Source organism: Streptomyces sp. NPDC002004 (assembly GCF_053593975.1).
Genome location: NZ_JBSFDP010000027.1, coordinates 50154 through 66062 on the forward strand (window position 1 = coordinate 50154; position 15909 = coordinate 66062).

Sequence of the window (15909 nt, forward strand, 5' to 3'; positions counted from 1 at the left end):
GCATGTTGTCACTGGTGGGACCTTCATGAGATCGATGTGACGTGGCTGCGATGTCAGTGCAGCCACGGATGTTGGCCCGATGGTTCAGAAAGTCGACGAGCGGGCCGTCGAAGCAGCCGTGAACGATGCCGAACAGGCGATAGCCGAGTTCGACGGGGCCTGCCGGTGGCTGGCTGCTGCTCGGCAGGGACCGATGGAGCCTCTTGCGGCCGAGGTCTGGGTGTTCGACAAGGATCTTGCCCGGCTGGTGTTGGTGAAGCACCGTTGGCGGGGTTGGGTTCCTCCGGGTGGGAAGGTCGAGGCCGGCGAGACACCGCGGGAGGGTGCGACCCGAGAGCTTGTCGAGGAGACGGGACTCCGGGCGGAACTGCTGCCCGAGCCGGCAGCGGTTGCGGTTCGCTCTTATCACCCGGACTTGCCGGTCACTCTCGGGCTGTCGTATGCCGCTGTCGTTGATGCAGCGGCTTCGTTTGTCCCGGAGGCCGGGCAGCCGGTGGCTTGGAAGAGGTTGGACGAGAGCTGGGAGAGCTATTTTCCCGACGATCTATCCCGAATCCGTCAGCATGCCGCATGGTTGGCTGATCGATTGGGCCGCTACTGAGGGACTGGTGAGGTTCCTCCACGGCGGGCGAGTTCGCGGGTGAGGTCGAGATTCTCGCCTTGGGCTGGTTCGAGCACGTCCCGCAGAGCTTGTACTTCTTCGCGGCGTCGCTTCTTCAGGCGGCCGATCCGCTGGTTAGCGCAAGGATGAGGGGGCTCTGTTCATCGGCCGGAGGCGCCGGCGCGGGGAGCGGACGAGCCCGGGCCCGCAGACGTTCAATACGACCATGCAGGTCGGGGCGGCTATAGAGGAAGAAGTGGGAGACGCTGGACGGCCTGGAAGGTGATCGGCTCGCCTCGCTTGACCAGAGTGCCGATCGCCTTCTCCGCCGCCTCCGTCTTGGCCTGCGACCCCGCCTTCGCAGCGGCAGCGAGGGTTTGGGCGCGCTTGGTGCGGGCGTCGGTCATGGCCGAGTCCTTCGGTGACGGTCGAGGGCGAGAGCGACGGGGCCAGTGGGGGCAGCGCCGCTGCCGGCGCCATGGACCGCCCGGCCGGGCTTGGATCGGATGTATCCAGGTCGAGGAAACCGAGGTAGCCCTCGTGCTGGAGCCGGGCAAGCCGTCAGGGACTCTCTTCAACCCCTTGGTCGTCATGGCAGTCCACCGTTCCCTCGACACAGGCACGGCCCCCTGGACCTTTCCTTTGTGTCGGCCCCCTGGCCAGGGGGTGCAGCCGGCGACCGCGATGGCCAGTGCCACCAGTAACGCGGGCAGACCTAGCCACACCTTCATCTTCTGCAACTGACTCATCGCAGCTCCCCCAATTCGATCGTGATGCGAGTGCTCGCAGCGGCTTTCCCGTCGGGTGCACCACACAGCCGTTTGGTTCCAGCCACGTCGCCACCTACACCGTGAGCGACCACGATGACGCCCGTGGGCCAGGGCCGTCGCCGTCGAGCTGCATTGCCGGAGGGAGCAGCCCGAAGCCGACGGCCACGAAGTGGCACCGCCGTCACTGCTGGCGCCTTGGCCACGTAACTTGCCTGGCTGAACAGCCGGAGCGTATGGACGCCTCCGGCTGTGCCCCGTGCAGCGCCGCTGTGTTCCTCTCGCGGCGCTGGAGCAGCTCAGCCGGTGGTGGGGTAGGCCATGAGATTGTCGCCGGCATGGTCGAGGGCGAGTCCTGCGGATTCGTCGACCAGGATGGGTGCGAGGTCTGGCTGTGCGGGGGTGTCCTTGCCGGTGCGGGCATCGAGGGCGACGGGACCGTTCTTGGTGCGGCCGTACACCCGGCCGTGCCAGGCCGCGGTGACCTCCGGGGCGATGCGGTCGGCCTGTTTGTTTGGCAGATGCCACAGGGCAGCACCGCTGGTGGCGTCGAACGCGTAAGCGACTTCGGCTGGTGAGCCCGTTCCCGAGCAGACGAGGGTGCGCTTGAGGTCGTAGTCGCAGCTGGATCCGGCGAGTTCGGCCGGCATGTCCTGCTTGGTTGCGCCGGTGCGAGCGTCGAGGAGGCGGTGGTAGTGGTTGCCGCTGCCGTAGTCGCGGCCCTGGACCAGGACGAGGTCCGGACCGGCTGGATACGCTGCCAGCTCGAAGCTGTCCTGGCCATCCCAAAGGTGCTTGCCGGTGGTGATGTCGTATCCGACAGCCCTCTGATGTTCGTCGACTGCCTCGAGGGTTGTCCCTGCAACGGTGGAGCCGGCGACCGAGGCTGCCTCGAACCCGTCCTTCGCCCAAACCTGGCGGTGGGATGCCAGGTCGATTCCGTAGGTGATCGAGTGGTACGTGCCGGCGACTACGACAGCGCCCATGCCGCCGCTGGTCCCGGCGACGGCAGTGTGCAGATCAAGAGCTCCGTCGGCCCAGGCGGGCAGTCTCAGCGACATCCGCCACAGCGCTGTACCAGTGTCCGCGTTGCTGCCAGTGACTTCGAGCGCTATGTGGTCCGCCTGGGTACCAGTGCCGGCCTGTTCGATCAGGAAGGGCGCAACCACGGTGGGAGTGCCCCGGGTGACGACGGCAGGCGCCTGGGCCGGATTGTCATCGCCCATGGTCTCGACCGCGCTCAGCGGCTCGCCCTGCGGTCGGATGGTGGCCGTGATGTGCCCGGTAGCCGTGTCGACAGCCTGCACACGGTCGGGTGCCGCCACGTACGCCGTGGCCTTGTAGAGAGCAACGGGAATCTTGCTATCGAGTGTGCCGCCGAGGGTCAGCCGCCCGGACGTCGCCTCCATGGGCATCACGTTGCCTGCCTCGACAGCGAACCGTGCTGGCGGATCATGGACCGGACGGGGCCTGGGAGCCGACTTGCTGGCTGTGGGCGCAGTCGCCTTTGGATGGCCTCGGTCATCAGCGCACCCTGTAACAGCAGCCGTTAAGACTGCCGCGACGGTCAACCACCTTGCCGCGCTGCTTAGTTGTGCGTGCCTCATAGCGTCCCCGCTCTCCAGGAAACCGACAGACGATCACCCTAATCGGGGCAGCAGCGCACGTCGGCCTTCCGCCAGTCGGCCCAACAAAACCGCCAGGTTCGTCGTCCTTCCCCGCCGATGGGCGGTCGAGCAGCCTCTGGCCTGGATCATGCATGCCCGCAAACATGCGCCGGACTATGAACGGCTATCCAGCATTCTGAGTCGTTGATCACCTGGGCGGCCATCATGCTCATGGCCGGGCGAATCGCCTGCCGAACCTCCCGCAGAAGCGGCCAGCCGGACTACCGCGCAACCCAACCGGACTGATCATTTGGGAGGCGCCTGTCGTCACCTCGCCCCTCACCAGCCCGAAGCCGTCTCATAACCCGCCGCCTGACGCGAGTGGAAAGACCCGTAATTCTTCGCATCACTCAGCTACGAGATCTTCGAGGTGCCTGACCGGCAGCATCACGGTCGCCGGCAGGCAGCCTGCTTGAGCAGCCAGCTCTGGGCCGAGTCCAGTACTGCGTCCCGGTTGCGAGCTACCGGGCGCGGGTCCTTGACGATCTCCTCGTCCGGCGGGATCGCTGCGTCATATGTACGGCCCGTCCGGTCCGCCTCTCTGACTTCTGTGAGGATCAGCATGGCCCCGTCGGAGAGGCGGTATGCGTCGTTTCCCGTCGGGACGCCGCGGGTCTGTTCGCCGAAGAACCGGGTGTCCGGACGTCCGTGGAAGGCCACCACGACCGCTTCACCCGCACTGGCCGTCTTTTTGCTGGTCAGGACAGCGACTGGTGGCCTGCTCCTGGCGACGGGTCGGCTGTCGCTCCAGCCGGCCGACTTGCCGTCTTCGTACGGGGCGCCGTTCTTGATCGACCAAACGGACTTCTTGCCGTCCGCGTCCACAAACATGCCCGCCTTGCCATCGCCCAGAATGGGCCCGACGACGGCAAGCACCGGCCATATGCCGCCGCCGGTCTCCGACCTCAGATCGACCACCCAGCCGCAGGCTCCCGTGCGGTCCGCCTTCGCTACGGCGTCGCGGCCCTGCCGCACGTACTTGTCGTACGTCTTCTGGGAACCGTTCACTCCGGGCAGAGAGACATACCCGATGTCGTTCTTCATGGAACGGCCCTGGAGACCGTCAAAAGACACCGCGGACGGCCCCAGGTTCGCCTTGGCCTGCTCCGGCTCCCAGAAGGTGCTGTGCCCATCGCCCAGAGTCCGCAATGCCGAGTAGATCGCCCCATAGGTGTCCGCCGGCTTCCGCGCCCCGCGAGCCTGCGAGAACGCTTTGCTCCGCAGGTCTGCCCAGTCGACCTGATGACGGGCAAGGGAGTGCTCTTCCATGATGGTCAGCGCCTTCGACAAGTACGTCCGCGCTGCGGGCGTTATGCCGTCGCTGGACGCATCCTGTGAACCGCTCGTACACCCCGACACTGCAACGACGAATCCGACCAGCCCAGCGCAGGCAGACATACGCAGTGAACGTCCCCGACCCATCCATCCCCCCAGGCCTCTTGCAGCAGCAACCCCAAGGTTAGCGATCAGCCACCGATGAGTTCCCAGATGAGAAAGAGGTACTTGTTCGTGGTGGAGGTCAGGTAACGGCGCCGGGTGGAGCTGAGATAATCGGGACCATGGCTGCACAGTCCTCACCCGTCCCTTCGCTCGCCACCGCGGACGTGCTGCGGGACCGGTATGCACGGCGTCTGCCCAGGTCGCTCGATGACCTCACCGGGCCCGTGCATGGCGAGGTCATGCTGCCGCTGCATGTCGCCTGGTCCGGTCTTCGCACCTACGACCTGGACCGGCCCCGCCTTCGGATGAGCCTGTACCGCACTGTCCTGGCCGAAGGCCAGCGCGATGACCTGACGACCCTGCTCAACCAGGACCTGCTGCTCGCCCAGTGGCCTGTGCTGCGCACACTGGTCAGCCGGCACATCCGTCTGGTGTGGGAGGACGCCTTTCCCGCGCTCCGGCGGACATCGGCCGCCGCGTGAACCTCAGTGACCTGCACCGCCGGCTCCTGAGAGATGTTCTGGCCATCGGCACGCCCTATCCGCTGGTGATCACTGGTGGGTATGCCGTCCAGGCCCATGGGCTCGTCGACCGCCTGAGCCAGGACCTCGACGTCGCCACCGAGAATCCGGCCCCGATGAGGGACATCGTCCATGATCTTGAGCAGGGGCTGACCCGGCGAGGCTGGGCTGTCACGGTCATCAGTGCGGACCCGCTCTCCGCGCGGCTGGTGGCTGCTGACCCCGCCACCGGCGAAGACTGCGAGGTGGACGTCCTCAAGGAGAACCTCTGGGCACCGCCCAAGGAGACCGAGTACGGCCCTGTCCTCGCGCTCGACGACGTCATCGGTACCAAAGTCCGCGCGCTGGCGGACCGAGGCGCCGTGAGAGACCTCATCGACGTGCACGCCGCCGCAGAGCATCACGCCACCGCCGACCTTGAACGGCTCGGAGAGCGGCACGGCCGTGACGAGTTCAGCCTCCACGAACTCCGCGACCGCCTCGTCGGCACCGAGTGGTACGACGACGAGGAGTTCGCCGCCTACGGACTCGGATCCGAGAAGATCACACACCTGCGCGCCTGGGCGCAGACTTGGGCGAACGACCTTGATCAGCGGCTCGGCGCAGACGACGGGGCCTGACAGAGAGACTGCTGCGGTTCGTGCACGCCTGGCTTCGGGCCAGGTCATGTGCCGCAGTGCCCTGCCGATGGCCTGGACGATGTTGTGAGGCGCGCGGTTGGGGCCAGCAGCGCAACACAGTCCACGGCTCGGACGTCGACACCTTCGCCCAGGGCGTGGCAAGCACCGTACCGACACTTTCAGATCGGGTTAATGTAAAGGCTAAATCTAGGGGAAAGGCTGGTAGGGTTTCGGGTGGGAGGAAGACATGGCATCCGAGGAAGAGCTGTTCGCGAGCGTGGACGCCCTGCTGGAGGAGGAGCCTCAGCTGCCGCCCCCCGCGGAACGCGCCCGCCTGCGCGAGGCCGCCGGCATCACCCAGGCTCGCCTCGCCAAGGCTCTCAAGTCCACGACACAGACCGTCAAGAACTGGGAGAACGGCCGCTCCGAACCCAAGGAGCCACGTCTGTCCGCGTACCAGCGGCTGCTGAACGGCTGGGCAGCGAAGTACCCCCCGCACGGCGCCACTCCCGCCGCTACCGCCGAACCCCAGCCGACTTCCGAGATGTTCACCGGCACGGCCGCGCCCGAGGCAAAGACCGTCGCCCCGACGAAGGCAGCTGCCGCCCCGGCCGCGCTGGGGCGGCAAGCCTCGCGCCGCCCGTCGTCGTCGCACCGTCCGGCCGCGAAGAAGGCCGCCAAGGCCGCCGTCGACCCACGCTTCCCGCACGGCCCGCTCGCCGTGCTGGACGGCGACGGTTCCGCGTATGGAGTGGGCGGCATCGTGCTCGACTGCCCCGCGACCACTATCCCGGAGCTAGTGGAGTGGACTCTCAAGGAATCCGGCCTCGGCTCTGCCAAGCTGCACCGCAACGGCAAGGACTCCGACCCGCTGATCGTGCTCACCGCCGAGGCCGCCGTGAAGGTCGGGCTGCCCGAGCGCCTGGAGGGCCACGAGCAGCGCCGCTCCCTGCGCCTCCCCGAGGACCACCCAGTCGTCAAGCAGATCACCCAGGCGAAGTGGCAGCTCACACAGCGCGGCTTCGGCCCGTGGGCGCGCATCTACCGCAAGGCCACCGGCAGTCAGCGGCAGTGCGTGCAGCTTGCCGTCCTGACCTGGGACGCACTCGACACCCGCTCCTGGCCCGGCGTAGCAGAGATGGCGCCGGCCGACATCGCCCGCGTCCTCGGCGTCTACGCAACCCGGGTCATCACCCCGCGCGGCAGCACGGCCGTGTCGGGCCTGGAGCTGATGACGGCGCTGCGCCCGCCGACCCGAGCCGTTAGGGACGAGGCGACCGGCAACTGGGTCTCCGGCCACAACCCCGGCTCGCTGGGGACAGCGCCGATGGATCCGGCACCTCCGGAAGCCACCCAGGAGCACCCCGTGGTCGTCAACTCCGGTTGGACCGGCGGGTTCCTGGACGAGGAGGCGTACCAGTGGGTGCGCGACGTCGACCTGCTCACCGATGCAGAGTGCATGCTTCCCTACGCGGTGGGCCTGGACCTGAACACGGCGTTCCTCGCTGCGGCCGCCCGGCTCACCGTGGGCCTGTCCGGCCCCGAGCACTTCGTGAACCCGCGATTCAATCCCAAGATCCCCGGGAGCTGGTTCGTGGACCTCTCCCTCATCGAGCTCGACCCGCGGCTCCCGTCGCCGTTCACCCCCTCGGGTGTCCGGCCGACCGGCCCGGCCTGGTACCAGACGCACACCGTCGCCTACGCCCAGGAACTCGGCTACAACGTCCAGCCGATCGAGGCGTACCTGCGCCGGGACACCGGCGCGTACCTGGACCCCTGGCATGACCGCCTGAGGAACGCTTACGTCGACACCCTCACCGAACTCGGCATCACCCGGGACCTGGACGAGCACGCGTTCCTCGCGGCGATGGAGCGCTACAAGGAGGCCGACCCGGCGCTGGCCGCGGTGCTCTCCGCCATCAAGTCCACGGTCAAGGGAGGCATCGGCAAGCTGCGCGAACGCCCGCAGGGCCGTCACTACAAGGACGGAGACCGCTGGCCCGCCCTGGAGCGGCCCACCTGGCGACCCGACATCCGCGCCGCGGTCATCAGCAAGGCCCGAGTCAACATGCACCGCAAGCTGCTCAACATGTCCCGGATGACGGGCCTGTACCCGCTCGCCGTACTGTCCGACTGCGTCGTCTACCCGAGCCCCGGCTCCTCGCCGCTGGACTTCCTGCCCTACGCGGCCTCCGGCAAGCCGCAGCCCGGCGGCTTCCGCCTCGGACCCGCGCCGGGCCTGGCGAAGCTGGAAGGCGTCCAGGAGATGGCCTGGGCGGTCGACCTCATGGAGAAGGGCCTCAATCCAGCGCGCCACATCAAGGGCGGAGACGCCGTCCTCGACGAAGGGGAGTGAGCCGTGGGAGAGATCGAGGACGCGATTGAGCGGGCCGACCGGGAGGCGTTCACCCGGGAGCCGCCCAAGACGCTCAAGGGCCAGATCGGGTTCCTGCTCAAGCAGTTGAAGTCCGCGAAGGCTGTCGCTCAGGAGCTCGGCGTCACCGCCGACTCGGTCAACCGCTACCGGCGTGGTGCCCGCAAGCACCCGCCCAAGGACATCCAGCAGAAGATTGAGGCGGCGGTGCGGGCCCGCTGGCAGCCGCAGGTGCGCAAGCGTCGGCGCAAGCAGGCCGCCACTACGGGCGGCATCACAGTGGAGACGAGGGCTCGGTTCGGCTACACCGCGCCGGTCGGCACGACCGACGACGGACGCTTTCGGCGCCTCACCGTGCACCTCCCTCCGGAGTACGCGCAGCGCCTGTTCGACGCCCGCGACGCGGGTGTCAGTGACCAGCAGATGCGCCAGATCATCGCCGACGGATTCAAAGAGATCTACTTCCAGGACGGCGGAGCCCGCGCGATGGGACTCTCAGATGTCGCTATGACCGACATCGACTACCTGGATCTCGATTACTGACACGGAGCCGGATGGGGGACGAGGGGAGGCGCTGAGTTTCTGCCGTTCTTTTCTGCGGGCCACGCAAATCATTCAGGCGGATCTGTCACGCAGCTGAATCGAATCCCCAGTCGCGTCACTCGACGCCCCGGTGCCGGTCGCCGTGGACACCGCGGATGCCGGGGTCACGAATCGCCGCAACCAGCGCCGGGTGTTGCAGATGCTCGCCTCCCCGCTGGTGATCTCAGCAGCCGAAGAGCTGTACGAGGCGATCAGGGCAGCAGCGACGGCACAGTTTGAGCTGCATCTGCGGAACCGTGGCCGTGCCGGCCGGCTGTGCGACCTCGACGCCGAGGCGTTCACCCGCCAATTCGGACGGGTCGACTCGGCGCTTGAGGAGTTCAGCAGTACGGGATACGAGAAGACGCGTGCCTGACGGAGGCGAGCAGTGGCTTCGTGCATCTCGAGGGGCTCTGGTCCACTTTCCGTGGAGGCTCACGGAATGTGATGTCAGTGGTGTGTGGTGGGATGGCCGGACTCTGCCGTTGATCTGCTGGGAGACCATCGTGACGTCTTCATACCCGTCCCTGACTCGTGCTTTGGCCGAGGCTTTGGTCGATGTCCTGTGGTTCATCGACGGCAGCGAAGACGAGCAGATGGATCAGGACGATGCGGTCAAGGTGATGGAGGGCGTCGCTCACGTGGTCAGTACGCTGCCTAATGATCAGCGACGGGAACTGATTGAGCTGGTCGGGGAGATGGCAGCCGCCGAGAACGACCCGGCTCGTCGCGAGTTCCTGGAAGAGTTCCCGGAAGACTTCGGGCTGATCGACGATGAGTCCTGAGCAGCCCATTCAGGAGTAGAGCAGGACGCGCTTGCGTAGGAGTTCGAAGCCGGCGCGGCCGAACATCTGGCGCTTCAGCATCTTGATCCGGTTGACATGGCCTTCGACGACTCCGGAGTTCCACGGCTGCGAGAGTCCGGCAGTGACGGCGTCGAAGTCGCGCTCCAGATGCCGGGCGAATCGCTGGAGGCTGGGCAGGTCGGCGGCGGTTACCGCTTCGATCCATGCCGGCAGTTGGTGGCCTTGCAGCTGGGTGAGCATGTGTGCGAAGGAGCGCACATGCTCGGCGAGTGCGTCCAGTTCGGGGCAGTTAGCCAGCACGGCCTTGAGATGGAGCCGTTCGCTCTCGGCCAGGGCGTCGGAGTGGGTGAGGATCCAGCGGGTGACGGCGCGGGCGGATGGCGGCCGGGGGCTGACCGGCTGGGGCTTGCCGCGTAGGTTCCGGCTGACGTAGGCGCGGACGTTGCCGTAGCCGTCTGGGTAGCCCTGCGCCTTAATCTCCTCCCACAGTTTCCAGGCGTTGGTGCAGCCTTGCTGCCATCGCTGGTCCAGGTAGGGCTTGTAGGCGTCAAGCTTGGTGGCGCGACTTTGCCACTGGCCGGTGAACAGCTGCTCCGGCTCGGTGGCGCGGGAGAATCGGAGAACGGTGTTGAGGCCCATGCCGAGCTGCCGGGCGATGGACCGCTTGCTGTGACCGGCGGCCAGCAGGGCGTGGACGGTGGCGTGCTTGGCGCGAGTGCGTTCGGCGAACCGGTGGCCCGTTGGCCACGGCGAGGACGCAGGCGACTCCGGCGCCTGTTTCGACGTCGACGAGCACGGTTCCGTAGATCCGGCCCTTGCGCTGAGCGTATTCGTCGACGCCGAGCACGCGGGGAGTGGCGGTGGGCGGATCCGGCAGCGACGTGATCAGCCTCAGCAGGGTGTTCCGGCTGACACGCACTCCGAAGGCGTCCGACATTCGGGCGTCGGCCCGACCCGCGAGCGCGAGGCCGACCGAGACGAGCGTCGATCGCAGCCGCTCCGTCCGCCGAGCGAATCGACGAGTGAGGCCGGGCACCTGCTCGGCAAACGTCTTACGCGGGCAGGAGCCCTCCGCGCATACGAACCGGCGCACCCGCAACGACATGACGACGAGCTTGCCCGACGTGGGTAGATCACGGGGAAACCGCAGGTAAGAGCCGTGTATTTGACTCGACCAGCACCCGCAGCCCGGACAGGCCGCCCGCCTGGCCGTGGACCGGGCCTCCACGCTTACGACAGCGTCAGCCACGTCGACCGACTCCACTGACATGTTCTCCACCGACCCGAACAGCAGCTCTTCCAGCTTCGGCCGCACGTTGTTCACGGCGCAGAACTGTCGACGCCATCACCCTCCGGCAGATCGATTTTCGGGCGACCTCAACCGCCATCGAACGACGACCAACCGTCACGCTGTGTACGCGACCACAAGAAGTGGACCAGAGCCTCTCGAGGAACAGCGACTGTCGACAGGTTCTGGGGTCAGTTGTCGATCAGCCGGTTGGTGAATGTCGAAGCGAGATGACGGCATGGCCGAGTTCGGGAACGTGGGACGGCTAGACGCGTGTCAGGGCGGCCGGCCGTCGAGGCAGGTAGCGGCAGGAGCGGGACGTATGTGGCTGGCGCCGGTGCTACGGGACCAGCAGGGCCAGCGCCTCCTTCGCATTGTGGTCGGCGATTTCCTGCATCACTGTGCGGTGTGGAAAGTCGCCGTCCAGGAGGCGCAGGGGGCCGGCCACCAGGGAGAGACGCATCGCGAGCATGAAGAGGTCGAGCCGTGCTGGATCGAGTCCGGGGCGTGACAAAGCCGGGTATTGCTCGCCGAAACGAAGCTGCAGGAACACGTGCTCCCACTCCACATCGAAAAACATCAGACCCTCGATGTCGATGAGCACGGGGTGTCCGGAACCATCGACCAGGACGTGGTCGGGCCCGAGTTCGCCGTGGATCAGCCCGTGTTCCGCGCGCGGAGACACCCGTGTGGCCAGTTCCTGCAGGCGATCGTGCAAGGGGGCCGCGGCTGATCCGATCCTGGGGTCGCGTTCGGCCGCCTCGGCGAGATCCCCGAAGGCACGCTCAAGCACAAGCTGCTCGCACGAAACGCCACTTGCTTTGTCGCCCCGTTCAAGCACGTCCACTCTGCCGTACTGCCGACTGTGCTGCTCGTGCATCACTTCGAGCATTGCTGCCAGCTCGCTCAAGGCATCTGATGCGCGTGCAGGATCCGAACTCAGGAGCGCTTCCAGAGTGCCGCCGACAACGTCCTCAACCACCGCCACATCCGCCGGGTAGCGCTGTCGGCTGTCGTCAGCCAGGAGTACCCCTGGAACCCGGACTCCGAGGCGGTCCAGCCTTCGCTGAGCGGCCAGAAATGGGGCCAGCCCGGAGGCGGGAGAGAACGGGTTGGCCGCGTCGATGCCTTCCGCAGTCGGCCAGAAGTTCTCGCCCTCGGCCCAGCTGTAGACGATCACACTTGCTGCACGTGATCCGTCCACGTGAACCCGGTAGACCCCCTTCTTGCTCCCGCCTCGCAACCGGTCCACTGCGACAACGTGGACTCCCGCCCCCAGTGCCTCATGCACGACCCTCGACAAGGCTTCAGCATGTGTGAACTGGCGCATCCGCCGACCTTATCCTCGGCCCGGCGTGCCGTTGGTCCGAGTCCGCCTTCCAGCGAGTCAGCCGGCCTTGGCAGGATCTTCGGCTCGTGCTCACACCTGCCCCGGGGCCATTACGAAGGTGGCGGCTTCCCACCGGGCGGCGCAGGCTGCACGAGTTCCAGTTCCTCGTCGAGATACATCTCGCCCCCAGCGAGCGGAAAGTCGACCAACAGCTCTCCGGTGGATGCCCGAGCGATGACAGTGCCTACCGGGTCCTCCGGGTGATCTGTCTCCTCACGCGGTCTCACGCGGTCGCCGGGTTCGAAGCGTCGTGCGTCGGAAGCACCGCTCAGTCCCTCTGATTCAGACACCAGTCGCGTCCTTCCAGGCCCCTCTGGCCCTCGGTCCAGTAGGCAGTGATGATGCTCCGCGACCCAGTACCCGCAGGGCACAGCCAGCAGCGCAACGGCGGGCCGGGCGGCGCTGAACCACGGCAGCGCGGCCAGAGTGTCGGCGGTGTCCTGGTCCGGGAACTGTTCTCCGGGACTCTGCCCGGCCGGGGTGCGCCGCCGTCCGCAAGTCTGCGGAGCGGCACGCTGCGCGCGCCTCGCCGCCTCGTCGTATGCCCGGTCGCCGCTCCGCGCCTGCCGGAACGCCAGGCAGCCGCCGGTGGGGCAGGCCTGTATGGGGTCTGCCCCACCGGTTCATCGAGCTGTTCAGTTGGCGTGGCGGGTGGGTGTGGGCTGGGGCTGGCCGAAGCCGTGGACGGTGGTGATGGTGCCGGTGTTGGTGCGGTCTCCTCTGCTGTCGATCCCGAAGTGGCCGCTTGCTCCGGCTATGGCGTTGTTGCGCAGTGCGTAGAGCTCGTTCCTGACGGCGTACCGGTTCGGCAGGCTGGGCGGCCCGTCGCTGTTGGCGGCGGCGTTGTGCAGGGCCGTTGAGGCGGTGAGGACGGCGTCGTGGGCGACGAGGGACCAGTAGCTGCCGGTGAGGTGTTCCTGCGGGAACCGCTGGCCATGGTGGGGTGCTGTGAAGTCCTTCGCGAAGGCGTCGTAGAGGCCGTGGTCGAGGTTGTCGTGACTGTGGAACTGGGCGGGGCTGGGGAAGGACGCGTACAGGACCGTGATCGGTGCGTCGTTGTCGTGGAGGGCTTCCGTGTTGGGGTCGAGGGCTGCCGCGTCGGAGCCGGTGATGACGGTGATGGGCTGGGTGTGGCAGCTCCTGCTGGCCAGGGCGTCGAGGAAGTCGGGCAGATACTTGACCCGGGCGGCGTAGTAGACGGTGTCGACCGTCTTGCCGGTGTTGCAGAGGTTCTGGCTGATGGTGGGCAGGATGGCGCCGGGCCCGCCGCGGGGGTCGAAGGCGAAGTCGGAGGTGCTGTCGAGGTACTTCTTCAGGCCTTTGACGGTATGGAAGCCGCGGTTGAGGGACTCGGTGTAGAGGTCCTTGGTTCCGTTGGGCGTCACTGACGTGCTGACCAGGGCCGCGGTGCGCTGGGCGGGGCCGAGTTCCTTGCTGATGGCTTCGAGCTGGTCGGTGTTGGTGAGGGCGACGCGGGCCAGACCGTTGATCGGGCCCTTTGCGTCGACCGCGCCGGTGGCGTCGAGCCCGTCGGCGGTGATCAGGTCACCCACCATCGGCAGATCGGCCTTGCTCAGCTCCCGGGCGGCGTCGACGGTCTCCTGCTGGCTCAGTCCCAGGCCGGCGACCGCCACCAACCGACCGCTCTTCTTCATTGCGGTGAGCTCGCCGACAGCGTGATCCCACTGGGTCTCGGCACTCCCGAGATTGCCCACGACCAGCCGGATCTTGGGGCGGCTGTTCTTGTCGTTCTCCTCCTCGACGGCGGTGTAGGCGCCTTCGAGCTCGGCGACGTACTGGCCGACCGTCAGGTTGTTAGCGCTGGTTGATGTCAGCGGGGTCAGGAACGCCACCGTCACATAGTCACCGCCCTCGGTCACGGCGTGGTTCTCCGCGGCGATGGCCGTCATGACCGGCTTCAGATTCCTGCCGAAGACGGCCGTGCCGTCACTGCCGTCGGTGATGCCCGTGCACTCGCCGCCGGCCCTGGTGAGCAGGTGCGGGTTCATGGTGCCGCAGTGCTGCTTCTTGAACCGTTCCCTGGCCTGCACCTGACGGTGCACGCGCTGGTCGTGCACGCGCTGCTGATGCAGCTGCCACGCCCCCGCGCCGATGGCGAGAGCGGCAACGACGATGCCGGCGACCACACCTGTGCGCAGCCTTCGGCGCCCGCCCGCAGGGCGCACCTGCCGGGTGCCGGGCCCGGCGGGAGGCACGGCCTGGCCGGCCTCGTCCGGCACCGCGTCTTCGGGCGTGTCTGTCTTGGTGTGTCCGTCCGGGACGGGGTCCCTGGGCGCGCTCGTCTCCGTGTGTCTGTCCGGGACTGATCCTGTCGGCGTGCCAATCTCCGTGTTCCCGTGCGGGACCAGGTCTTCAGGTGCTTCTCCATCTGGGGAACTGGGTGGGCCCGCGTCGTCCGGCGGCGTCACCTTGGCGGGTGCCGTCTCGTCCCGCTTCAGTGCTTCCCAGCACGTCAGCCACGGTTGAAGTTCCGTATCGCCCAGACCACAGGCACGCAGGAACCTGATCACGAACTCTCTGCTCGGCAGCGCGTCCTTGTTCAGCGTGGTGGAGACAGTGGCGGACGCCAACCTCCGACCGGAGCCGTCGTCACTGGCCTCCTCCAGCTTCTTGAGCGAGCTGCCCCGGCTCAGGCGTAACTCGCCCAGTGCGTCGCGGAACTGCTTCTGCGTGCGTACCTCTCGCAGGTCGGGCCACATTCCGTGACCTCTTCGCGTGGCCTGCCCGTCCTCCGGCTGCGTCATCACATGCCTCCCGGGGCGTCGGCGGCCGGGCTCTGCCTGCTCAGCAAGAAGCCGATCTGTGTGGCTGCGGCTCCTGCCGCCATGACCAGCCCGAGGGCGTCGCTGACGGAGTGCCCGATGCTCACGAAGACAAGCACCACCACCACGATCACCGTGAAGATGGTGATCCGGTTCCCGGGCGTGAGACTCGCTCCGCACAGGGCATGTTCCGGTGACGTCGCCTGCCGGCGCCGCCATCGCGTAGCGCGTACTGACATGGGGTTCTGCCTTCCTGGGCGCGGCGGGGATCCGCCAGGGATGTTGGCTCCACATCCGGTTACCGGCCGTGATGCGGTCGTCACCCAGATAACGGCGTCGCTCGGGCTCGCGGCAACCCCTTCACCGTGATTGAAAGAAACCCGAACAGGCCGTCAGATAAAGAACGGTCGATCTCGCTTTCCGTTCGATTTGCGATCTCGCCCGAGCGCGCGGATTGCTTCGGCTGTCGGGCTTCGGATGCCATCAGGACGAGACCGGGAACGGGCTGCGGAGGACGGTCGGCCGGCATCGTCGAGCCCGTCTGTCCGTTCCGTTGACCCTCTGTGAGCTGCTCATTCGGTGTTCGGAATGCTTCCGAAGCGTGGAGGATCTTGCGCAGGGAGGTCGGTCGGTGGTGAGCTGGCAAGCGGAACCCCGTCACTCGAAATCGCCGTCCTCTCCTTCCTGGGCGCGGCAATCCATGACTGGGGTGAAGAGGGGACTCCTGTTACCGGCTGGAGTCCCCTCGCCGTATCCGCCTTCGCAACGCAAACACGGCTATTCCGGTCCCCTTGAACACATTCCGATGTCGAGGACGGCTGCGTTGCGGGCTTACCGGTCGTCTCCGCCGCGGTCTTGGTCACGGTCGCCGCAACCGCCCTGGGCGACCGTCAACATCGCCAGCAAGACGCTGTACGGCATGTACGAGTCGAACTCTGCGCTCTGGGCGGCGGCAGCGGAGGGCCGTTGCTCCACGGAAAGACGGCCCTGGGTCTTCTCTCCGGCGGCAGCGACGACGACGTGCAGCTCCTCCTCCCGTGGCACCTACCGGAACTACTTCACGAGGGTGT

The 15909-nt window shown here is 67.1% G+C and carries 16 protein-coding genes and 1 pseudogene; 8 read left to right on the forward strand and 9 right to left on the reverse strand.

The genetic code is table 11. From position 1 onward, the window contains the following. The first annotated feature begins 79 nt into the window (after positions 1-79). Positions 80-601 (forward strand): NUDIX domain-containing protein, encoded by a 522-nt coding sequence (locus tag ACWCP6_RS28630; RefSeq protein ID WP_450935462.1) that lies wholly within the window; start codon positions 80-82, stop codon positions 599-601. A 242-nt stretch (positions 602-843) separates the two neighbouring features. Here ACWCP6_RS28630 and ACWCP6_RS28635 read toward each other — a convergent pair whose 3' ends face one another. Beyond that, complete coding sequence (locus ACWCP6_RS28635; RefSeq protein WP_450935463.1) at positions 844-1008, reverse strand: hypothetical protein; 165 nt, start codon at positions 1006-1008, stop codon at positions 844-846. A gap of 659 nt (positions 1009-1667) precedes the next feature. After that, the gene (locus ACWCP6_RS28640; RefSeq protein ID WP_450935464.1) at positions 1668-2777 is read right to left on the reverse strand and encodes an outer membrane protein assembly factor BamB family protein; all 1110 of its coding nucleotides are present in this window, start codon (positions 2775-2777) and stop codon (positions 1668-1670) included. A gap of 265 nt (positions 2778-3042) precedes the next feature. Between ACWCP6_RS28640 and ACWCP6_RS28645 the strand changes: the two are divergent. After that, positions 3043-3221 (forward strand): annotated as a pseudogene (locus ACWCP6_RS28645) (IS5-like element IS4811 family transposase); the annotation flags it as partial. A gap of 201 nt (positions 3222-3422) precedes the next feature. On the opposite strand, the gene ACWCP6_RS28650 reads toward ACWCP6_RS28645, so the two are convergent. Beyond that, on the reverse strand, positions 3423-4304 hold the full coding sequence (locus ACWCP6_RS28650) for a S41 family peptidase (RefSeq protein WP_450935465.1): 882 nt from the start codon (positions 4302-4304) through the stop codon (positions 3423-3425). Positions 4305-4594: 290 nt separating this feature from the next. Here ACWCP6_RS28650 and ACWCP6_RS28655 point away from each other — a divergent pair, with 290 nt between their 5' ends. The 6 genes from ACWCP6_RS28655 (at position 4595) to ACWCP6_RS28680 (ending at position 9357) form a co-directional block, all read left to right on the forward strand. Next, positions 4595-4957 (forward strand): hypothetical protein, encoded by a 363-nt coding sequence (locus ACWCP6_RS28655; protein WP_450935466.1) that lies wholly within the window; start codon positions 4595-4597, stop codon positions 4955-4957. After that, the gene (locus tag ACWCP6_RS28660) at positions 4954-5616 is read left to right on the forward strand and encodes a nucleotidyl transferase AbiEii/AbiGii toxin family protein (RefSeq protein WP_450935467.1); all 663 of its coding nucleotides are present in this window, start codon (positions 4954-4956) and stop codon (positions 5614-5616) included. Before ACWCP6_RS28655 ends, ACWCP6_RS28660 begins: the two co-directional genes overlap by 4 nt. Positions 5617-5863: 247 nt before the next feature. Beyond that, a complete protein-coding gene (gene tap, locus ACWCP6_RS28665) occupies positions 5864-7972 on the forward strand; it encodes a telomere-associated protein Tap (protein WP_450935468.1) in 2109 nt (702 codons plus the stop codon). A 3-nt stretch (positions 7973-7975) separates the two neighbouring features. Beyond that, entirely contained in the window at positions 7976-8533 is a 558-nt protein-coding gene (tpg, locus tag ACWCP6_RS28670; RefSeq protein ID WP_450935469.1) for a telomere-protecting terminal protein Tpg, read from the forward strand. A 142-nt stretch (positions 8534-8675) separates the two neighbouring features. Beyond that, complete coding sequence (locus tag ACWCP6_RS28675) at positions 8676-8948, forward strand: hypothetical protein (RefSeq protein ID WP_450935470.1); 273 nt, start codon at positions 8676-8678, stop codon at positions 8946-8948. Between the two features lie 130 nt (positions 8949-9078). After that, positions 9079-9357, forward strand: a complete 279-nt coding sequence (locus tag ACWCP6_RS28680) for a hypothetical protein (protein ID WP_450935471.1) — start codon at positions 9079-9081, stop codon at positions 9355-9357. Between the two features lie 9 nt (positions 9358-9366). On the opposite strand, the gene ACWCP6_RS28685 is transcribed toward ACWCP6_RS28680, so the two are convergent. The 6 genes from ACWCP6_RS28685 to ACWCP6_RS28710 all read right to left on the reverse strand — a co-directional run bounded on the left by ACWCP6_RS28685 (position 9367) and on the right by ACWCP6_RS28710 (position 15883). Beyond that, positions 9367-10017 carry a transposase gene (locus ACWCP6_RS28685; protein ID WP_450935472.1) on the reverse strand — a complete coding sequence of 217 codons (651 nt, stop codon included), beginning with the start codon at positions 10015-10017 and terminating at the stop codon, positions 9367-9369. Beyond that, complete coding sequence (locus ACWCP6_RS28690; RefSeq protein WP_450935508.1) at positions 9926-10648, reverse strand: transposase family protein; 723 nt, start codon at positions 10646-10648, stop codon at positions 9926-9928. Before ACWCP6_RS28690 ends, ACWCP6_RS28685 begins: the two co-directional genes overlap by 92 nt. Before the next feature lie 358 nt (positions 10649-11006). Beyond that, entirely contained in the window at positions 11007-11996 is a 990-nt protein-coding gene (locus ACWCP6_RS28695) for a phosphotransferase (protein ID WP_450935473.1), read from the reverse strand. A 695-nt stretch (positions 11997-12691) separates the two neighbouring features. Continuing rightward, the gene (locus tag ACWCP6_RS28700) at positions 12692-14821 is read right to left on the reverse strand and encodes a hypothetical protein (protein ID WP_450935474.1); all 2130 of its coding nucleotides are present in this window, start codon (positions 14819-14821) and stop codon (positions 12692-12694) included. Next, a complete protein-coding gene (locus ACWCP6_RS28705; RefSeq protein WP_450935475.1) occupies positions 14821-15078 on the reverse strand; it encodes a hypothetical protein in 258 nt (85 codons plus the stop codon). Before ACWCP6_RS28705 ends, ACWCP6_RS28700 begins: the two co-directional genes overlap by 1 nt. A 592-nt stretch (positions 15079-15670) precedes the next feature. Then, positions 15671-15883: a hypothetical protein gene (locus ACWCP6_RS28710; RefSeq protein WP_450935476.1), complete on the reverse strand. Its 213-nt coding sequence runs from the start codon at positions 15881-15883 to the stop codon at positions 15671-15673. Positions 15884-15909: the final 26 nt, after the last annotated feature.